This window comes from Nostoc sp. (assembly GCF_036919895.1).
Taxonomy (GTDB): Bacteria; Cyanobacteriota; Cyanobacteriia; order Cyanobacteriales; family Nostocaceae; genus Nostoc.
This window is the reverse complement of the sequence record NZ_JBALBW010000021.1, coordinates 38,157-44,379: the sequence shown is the minus strand read 5'-3', so window position 1 is coordinate 44,379 and position 6,223 is coordinate 38,157. Positions and strand designations below refer to the sequence as shown.

Annotated in this window: 4 protein-coding genes; 1 reads left to right on the top strand and 3 read right to left on the bottom strand. The window is 44.6% G+C overall.

The window, feature by feature from the left end:
• Positions 1-158: 158 nt before the first annotated feature.
• The 3 genes from ileS to V7K55_RS03160 all read right to left on the bottom strand — a co-directional run bounded on the left by ileS (position 159) and on the right by V7K55_RS03160 (position 5,588).
• On the bottom strand, positions 159-3,035 hold the full coding sequence (ileS, locus tag V7K55_RS03170; RefSeq protein WP_334828112.1) for an isoleucine--tRNA ligase: 2,877 nt from the start codon (positions 3,033-3,035) through the stop codon (positions 159-161).
• 407 nt (positions 3,036-3,442) lie between these two features.
• Positions 3,443-5,254: a translation elongation factor 4 gene (gene lepA, locus V7K55_RS03165; protein WP_334828110.1), complete on the bottom strand. Its 1,812-nt coding sequence runs from the start codon at positions 5,252-5,254 to the stop codon at positions 3,443-3,445.
• Between the two features lie 136 nt (positions 5,255-5,390).
• Positions 5,391-5,588, bottom strand: a complete 198-nt coding sequence (locus V7K55_RS03160) for a hypothetical protein (RefSeq protein ID WP_334828108.1) — start codon at positions 5,586-5,588, stop codon at positions 5,391-5,393.
• Between the two features lie 392 nt (positions 5,589-5,980).
• Between V7K55_RS03160 and V7K55_RS03155 the strand changes: the two genes are divergently transcribed.
• Entirely contained in the window at positions 5,981-6,217 is a 237-nt protein-coding gene (locus V7K55_RS03155; protein WP_334828106.1) for a hypothetical protein, read from the top strand.
• The last annotated feature ends 6 nt before the right edge of the window (positions 6,218-6,223 follow it).

The following is a 6,223-nucleotide window of genomic DNA, read 5'->3' as shown; positions in this document are numbered from 1 at the left end:
TATGTGGATGATGGGCTATTGACTTGCCGAGCCAAAAAAGAAGGTTTATCCGCCACAAGAGTAGCAGCAGCTTTTCAAAAAGTTGAGCAATGGGATTTAACTTGCATCATTAGGGCGGGCAAGATGCCCACCCCACAAGAGTTATGAGTTTTATGCTGTTAAAACTCTCCAGCTAAGGCTGCAACACAACGTTCGCAAATTAAGGGATGTTCTGCTGATTCTCCCATACGAGTAGAGTAGTTCCAACAGCGATCGCATTTTTGCCCTTCTGCGTTCACTATCCCAATTCCCCAATCTTCCGTTTGCAGTGTATATTTTAATCCTTGCAATCCTTCAGCAGAATCTAGTAATTCCACCTGGGAAGTCAGCAATAAATACCGCAGTTCGTCAATCCCGTTACCCTTCACAGGATTAAAGGCTTTGATAGCATCACCTAATTGTTTGTGGGGTATATGAATCAAAGCTTTTGCTTCCAGGGAAGAACCAATGAGTTTTTCTATCCTGGCTTGTTCTAACACCTTGTTAACATCGGTGCGAAGTTGTCGCAGTGTTTCCCAAAATTCTGCCAATTCTGGATTACGCCATTTTTCCTCAATCTGCACCCAACCAGCTTCAAACACAGATTTATAAGGTGTTTTGTAAGGGAGATATTGCCAGATATCCTCGGCGGTGTGGGATAGTACTGGTGCGATCGCTCGTGCTAAATTATCTAAAGCTATTTTCAGCACCGTTTGACAACTGCGACGGCGAAAAGCATCTTTTGCACTGATGTACAGCCTATCTTTGGCAACATCTAAATAAAAGTTGGATAAATCCACCACACAGAAATTCTGCACGGTTTGGAAAAAGCGGAAGAATTGGAAACTCTCAAAGGCTTCGGTTACTTCCTCAAATACCTCAGTTATGCGGTGCAGCATATAACGGTCAAGTTCTGGCAATTCCTCAAAGGAAACTGTATCTTTTTCTGGGTCAAAATCATCCAAGCTACCCAGCAAAAACCGCGCCGTATTGCGAATTTTGCCTCTAACATCATTCATCTGCTTGATGATGTTTTTCCCAATGCGGACATCGCCGGAGTAATCTACCGATGATACCCACAATCTCAAGACATCTGCACCGTAAGCCGGTTCTACTTTTTGATTTTTACCACCTTCAATGATTGTATTTGGGTCAACCACATTTCCTTCAGACTTGCTCATCTTCCGGCCTTGTTCGTCTAAAGCAAAGCCGTGAGTTAGCACAGTTTTGTAAGGTGGAATGTCATTTACGGCTACACTGGTGAGCAAGCTTGACTGAAACCAACCGCGATGTTGGTCGGAACCTTCCAAATATATATCAGCAGGGTAGCGTAACTCTGGACGCTGTTGGACTACAGATGCCCAAGATGAGCCTGAATCAAACCATACATCCATTGTGTCTGTACCTCTGCGGTAAGACTTACCATTATTGCGATAAGATTCCGGTAATAACTCCTCAACGGATAATTCCCACCAAGCATCAGAACCTTTTTCAGCGATAATTGCTTGAGCGTGGTTGATAACTTCCTCATTCAGCAGTGGTTCTCCCGTGGCTTCATCGTAGAAAACGGGAATAGGTACACCCCAACTGCGCTGACGAGAGATACACCAATCGGAACGTTCCGCAACCATTGGTGTGATGCGATTTTCACCTTGGGCTGGAATCCATTTTACCGTTGCGATCGCCTTTAATGCTTCTTCTCTAAATCCTTCCACAGAAGCAAACCACTGTTCAGTGGCGCGGAAAATCGTCGGCTTCTTCGTCCGCCAATCATAAGGATACTTGTGAGGATATGCTTCTTCTTTCAACAAAGAACCAGCCGCATTTAAAGCATCAATCACCGCCTGATTACCATCACCCAGCACATTTAACCCTGCAAACTCACCCGCTTCTTCGGTAAAATTGCCGTTGTCATCCACTGGTGCAAGGATGGGTAAACCGTAACGCTGACCAACAATGTAATCTTCTTGACCATGACCGGGTGCAGTATGTACCAACCCAGTACCCGATTCAGTTGTGATGTAATCGCCACCCACAACAATCGGACTTTCGCGGTCATATAGAGGATGACGGTAAGTAGTATGTTCTAAGTCATTCCCCTTAAATGTGGCTTTGACAGTTAACTCAACTCCCAACGTTGAAGATAAACGTTCGACTAAATCAGCAGCAACAATGAGGTATTTGAAATTATTCTGCGCCTCTGGATGGGAAACTTCCACCACTGCATAATTCAAATCTGCATTCACCGCCACCGCCAAATTCGCCGGAATAGTCCAAGGTGTAGTTGTCCAGATAGCCACACCCAAATCAGACTGATATTCCGCCAACAGTGGTTTTACAGCTTCCGCCAAACTTGTGATTGCAAAAGCTGCATAGATACTGCGGGAAACGTGCCCTTCAGGATATTCCAACTCAGCTTCAGCCAAAGCGGTTTTAGAACTCGGACTCCAGTGAACAGGCTTTAAACCGCGATAAATGTAGCCTTTTAAGAACATCTGACCAAACACGCCAATTTGAGCCGCTTCATAAGTCGGCTTCAGAGTTAGATAAGGGTTGTCCCAATCACCCCAAATACCGTAGCGTTTAAAATTTTGGCGCTGATTATCTACCGTAGCTAAAGCAAATTCTTCCGCTTTATGACGCAGTTGTAAAGGCGTTAAATTTTGCCGTTCTGCTGACTTCATGTTCTGCAAAACTTTTAACTCAATCGGTAAACCGTGACAATCCCAACCAGGAACGTAGCGAACTTTACGCCCTTGGAGCATTTGGTAGCGATTAATAATATCTTTGAGAATTTTATTTAAGGCATGACCAATATGGAGTGAGCCATTAGCGTAGGGAGGCCCATCGTGCAGTATAAATAATTCGCCGGGGTTATTTTCAAAAAGGCGATCGTAAATTTTATTTTCTTCCCAAAATTTTTGGATTTCCGGCTCGCGCTTGATGGCGTTTGCCCGCATCTCAAAGTTAGTCTTGGGTAGGTTTACAGTATCTTTGTAACTTCCTGATTCGGTCACAGTCTCATGCCTAGAATTAGGTGTGCAGGTTTTATCAATTATAGAAGGTGACAACTCTCACCGCTAACTGCAAGCAGTGTAGCGAGAGCATCTCAGATTCACATAAGAGACTTGCTGCTTCACGGGCTGACTAATGTCTAAGCCTCCACAGCCAGGAATCGGTAGTTCAACCGATCCACGCTTTAAAACGGCAGTCGCTCCACTTAGGCGAAGCCCAGACGCTCGCAGACTCGCTAACGCTTTTAGCGTCTCCCCTTGGGAGAAGACCGCCTTTGTAATTAAAATTATATAGATGAAAAAGAATTCAGAATTCAGAATATTTTGCTTACGCATAACTTGACGCAGACTCGCTATCGGCCAAGTGGACTTGAATCTGAATTCTGACTCCTGAATTCTTTTTTCCTAAATTAGTTTTGATCCAAGCGCAGTACTGCCATAAAAGCTTCCTGGGGTACATCCACAGTACCTACAGATTTCATCCGCTTTTTACCTTTTGCTTGCTTCTGTAAGAGTTTCTTCTTCCGACTGATGTCACCACCGTAGCATTTGGCTAGTACATCTTTTCGCAAAGCGGGGATATGTTCGCTGGCAATAACTTTACTGCCAATAGATGCCTGAATTGGCACTTTGAATTGATGGCGAGGAATTAGTTCCTTGAGTTTTTCTGCCATTGCCCGCCCAACGTTGTAAGCTTTGTCTCGATGGACAATCATCGCCAAGGAATCCACCGGATCGCCGTTAATCATAATATCCAGCTTCACCAGAGGATTTTCACGGTAGCCAATGATGTGATATTCCATACTGGCGTAGCCGCGCGATCGCGATTTCATTTGATCGAAAAAGTCAGTCACAACTTCCGCTAAGGGAAGTTCGTAAGTTAGGGTGGTTCGTCCTTGAGTGAGATATTTCATATCTTTGAAGATGCCACGGCGGTTTTGTGACAACTCCATCAAGCTGCCAACATAAGTTTCTGGCGTAATCATCTCTACTTTGACGTAGGGTTCTTCAATTCTTTCGCGATCGTTGGGAGAAGGTAAACGGCTAGGATTATCGATGTAGAGTTCCTCTCCTTTGAGAGTGATCACCTTATAAACCACCGAGGGGGCTGTAATGATCAAATCGAGATTATACTCTCGCTCCAGGCGTTCTTGGACGATTTCCATGTGCAGCAAACCCAAGAACCCGCAACGGAAGCCAAACCCCATCGCGCTCGAAGTTTCTGGTTCGTAATGCAGCGCTGCATCGTTGAGTTCCAGCTTTTCCAAGGCTTCCCGCAAATCTTCAAATTGATCCGCATCAATGGGGAACATCCCGCAAAAAACCATTGGGTTCGCTTCTGCGTAGCCTGGTAAGGGTGTCTCCGCTTTCGCCTTACTGAGGGTAATTGTGTCTCCTACCCGTGCATCAGCTACGGCTCTAATTGACGCTCCCAAATAGCCTACTTCCCCAGCGTGCAATTCTTCAACTTGCTTTTGAGTCGGAGAAAGAACGCCTAACTCATCAATTTCAAATTCCTTACCGGATGCCATTAAGTGAATGCGATCGCCTTTTTTGACAGTGCCATCCATCACCCGAAAATACACAATCACTCCCCGGTAGCTGTCGTAATAGCTATCAAATATTAACGCTCGTAAGCGTTCATTTATGGTATTAGGCGGTGACGGTATCCGTTCAACAACTGCTTCTAAAATCTCATTAATCCCAATTCCCTCTTTAGCAGAAGCCAGAATCGCCCCACTGCAATCTAAACCGATAATTTCTTCAATTTCGCCAATTACCCTTTCTGGTTCAGCCCCTGGCAAATCGATTTTATTCAAAACCGGGATAATTTCCAGGTTACTCTCTAACGCTAAATAGACATTTGCCAAAGTTTGCGCCTCCACACCTTGAGACGCATCTACGACTAATAGCGCTCCTTCACAAGCAACAAGAGAGCGAGAGACTTCATAAGAGAAATCCACGTGTCCCGGAGTATCAATTAAATTCAGCACATACTGCTGACCATCTTTCGCTGTGTAATTCATCCGGGCAGCTTGCAGCTTAATCGTAATGCCGCGCTCCCGTTCCAGATCCATGTTGTCGAGAAACTGTTCCTTCATCTGTCGGTCTTCAACAGTGCCAGTAGCTTGTAGCAAGCGATCGGCGAGGGTTGATTTCCCGTGGTCGATGTGAGCAATAATACAAAAATTGCGAATGCGAACTGCGGGAACGTCAGTCATATACTATCTTTGCCTTAGCAGCAACCAAAGTTAAAAGAGCAATTTACTTAATGTATTTTAATGCTTTCTTAGCCAAGAAGCTCTTTGCTTTTAGTGCTGAGTTAGGAGTTTGGAGTTAGGAGTTTGGAGTTAGGAGTTAGGAGTTTGGAGTTTGGAGTTTGAAGTTTGGAGTTTGAAGTTTGGAGTTTGGAGTTTGGAGTTTGGAACTTTCTCCATGCCCAATGCCCCATGCCCAATGCCCAATGCCCAATTCCCAATTCCCAATGCCCAATGCCCAATGCCCAATTCCCAATTCCCAATGCCCAATGCCCAATGCCCAATCCCCAATCCCCAATCCCCAATCCCCCTCTTCACCCTATCTTTAACTTTCGATCTAAATAGGTGGACTTTTAAGAATATTATGAAAGTCTATTTGTTGCTGCTAGTATTCAACAGCTAGGAGCGTACAATAAATGTAAATAAGTACATGTAGGGATCATGTAGGGATCGTGGGCAATTGCGACTCGTAATTCCCCATAATCACTGATTTATCGGCAAAACTTCTAAAGCCATTGTCTAGCCAGTTATATGAAAAATGCGATTTGAAACTTAAAGCTGTTACTTTGGCGCTATTTCGGGGAACTATTTAACTGTCCCCTTGAAGATTTTTCAGTGAATTAGCCCAAATGATGAATATAACTACTTTACAAAGCTTTAGACAAAACCAATTCACAGTATATCAAACCTATGAATATGCAAGAGAGAACTACCGAAGCGGAAAACACACGAACCGATAAGGTAGAAATTGCTGTCCGCCTGGATTCCGAGTTACTAGAGCAAATTCAGCATCTCACCAACGATCCAAGTAAAGTGATTGAAGTAGCAATTCGCCAGTGGTTGCGCGGTGAAATCCTCAGAGATGACGAACTGACGCGCACCCCTGTGCGTACCCCCGTTCCTCCTCGAGGTGAATGGAACGATTGATGCCAT

What these genes read in the sequence shown, in the direction of transcription:
- V7K55_RS03155 (WP_334828106.1), top strand. Translation starts at nt 5,981, where the DNA reads ATGAATATGCAAGAGAGAACTACCGAAGCGGAAAACACACGAACCGAT.
- lepA (WP_334828110.1), bottom strand. Translation starts at nt 5,254, where the DNA reads ATGACTGACGTTCCCGCAGTTCGCATTCGCAATTTTTGTATTATTGCT.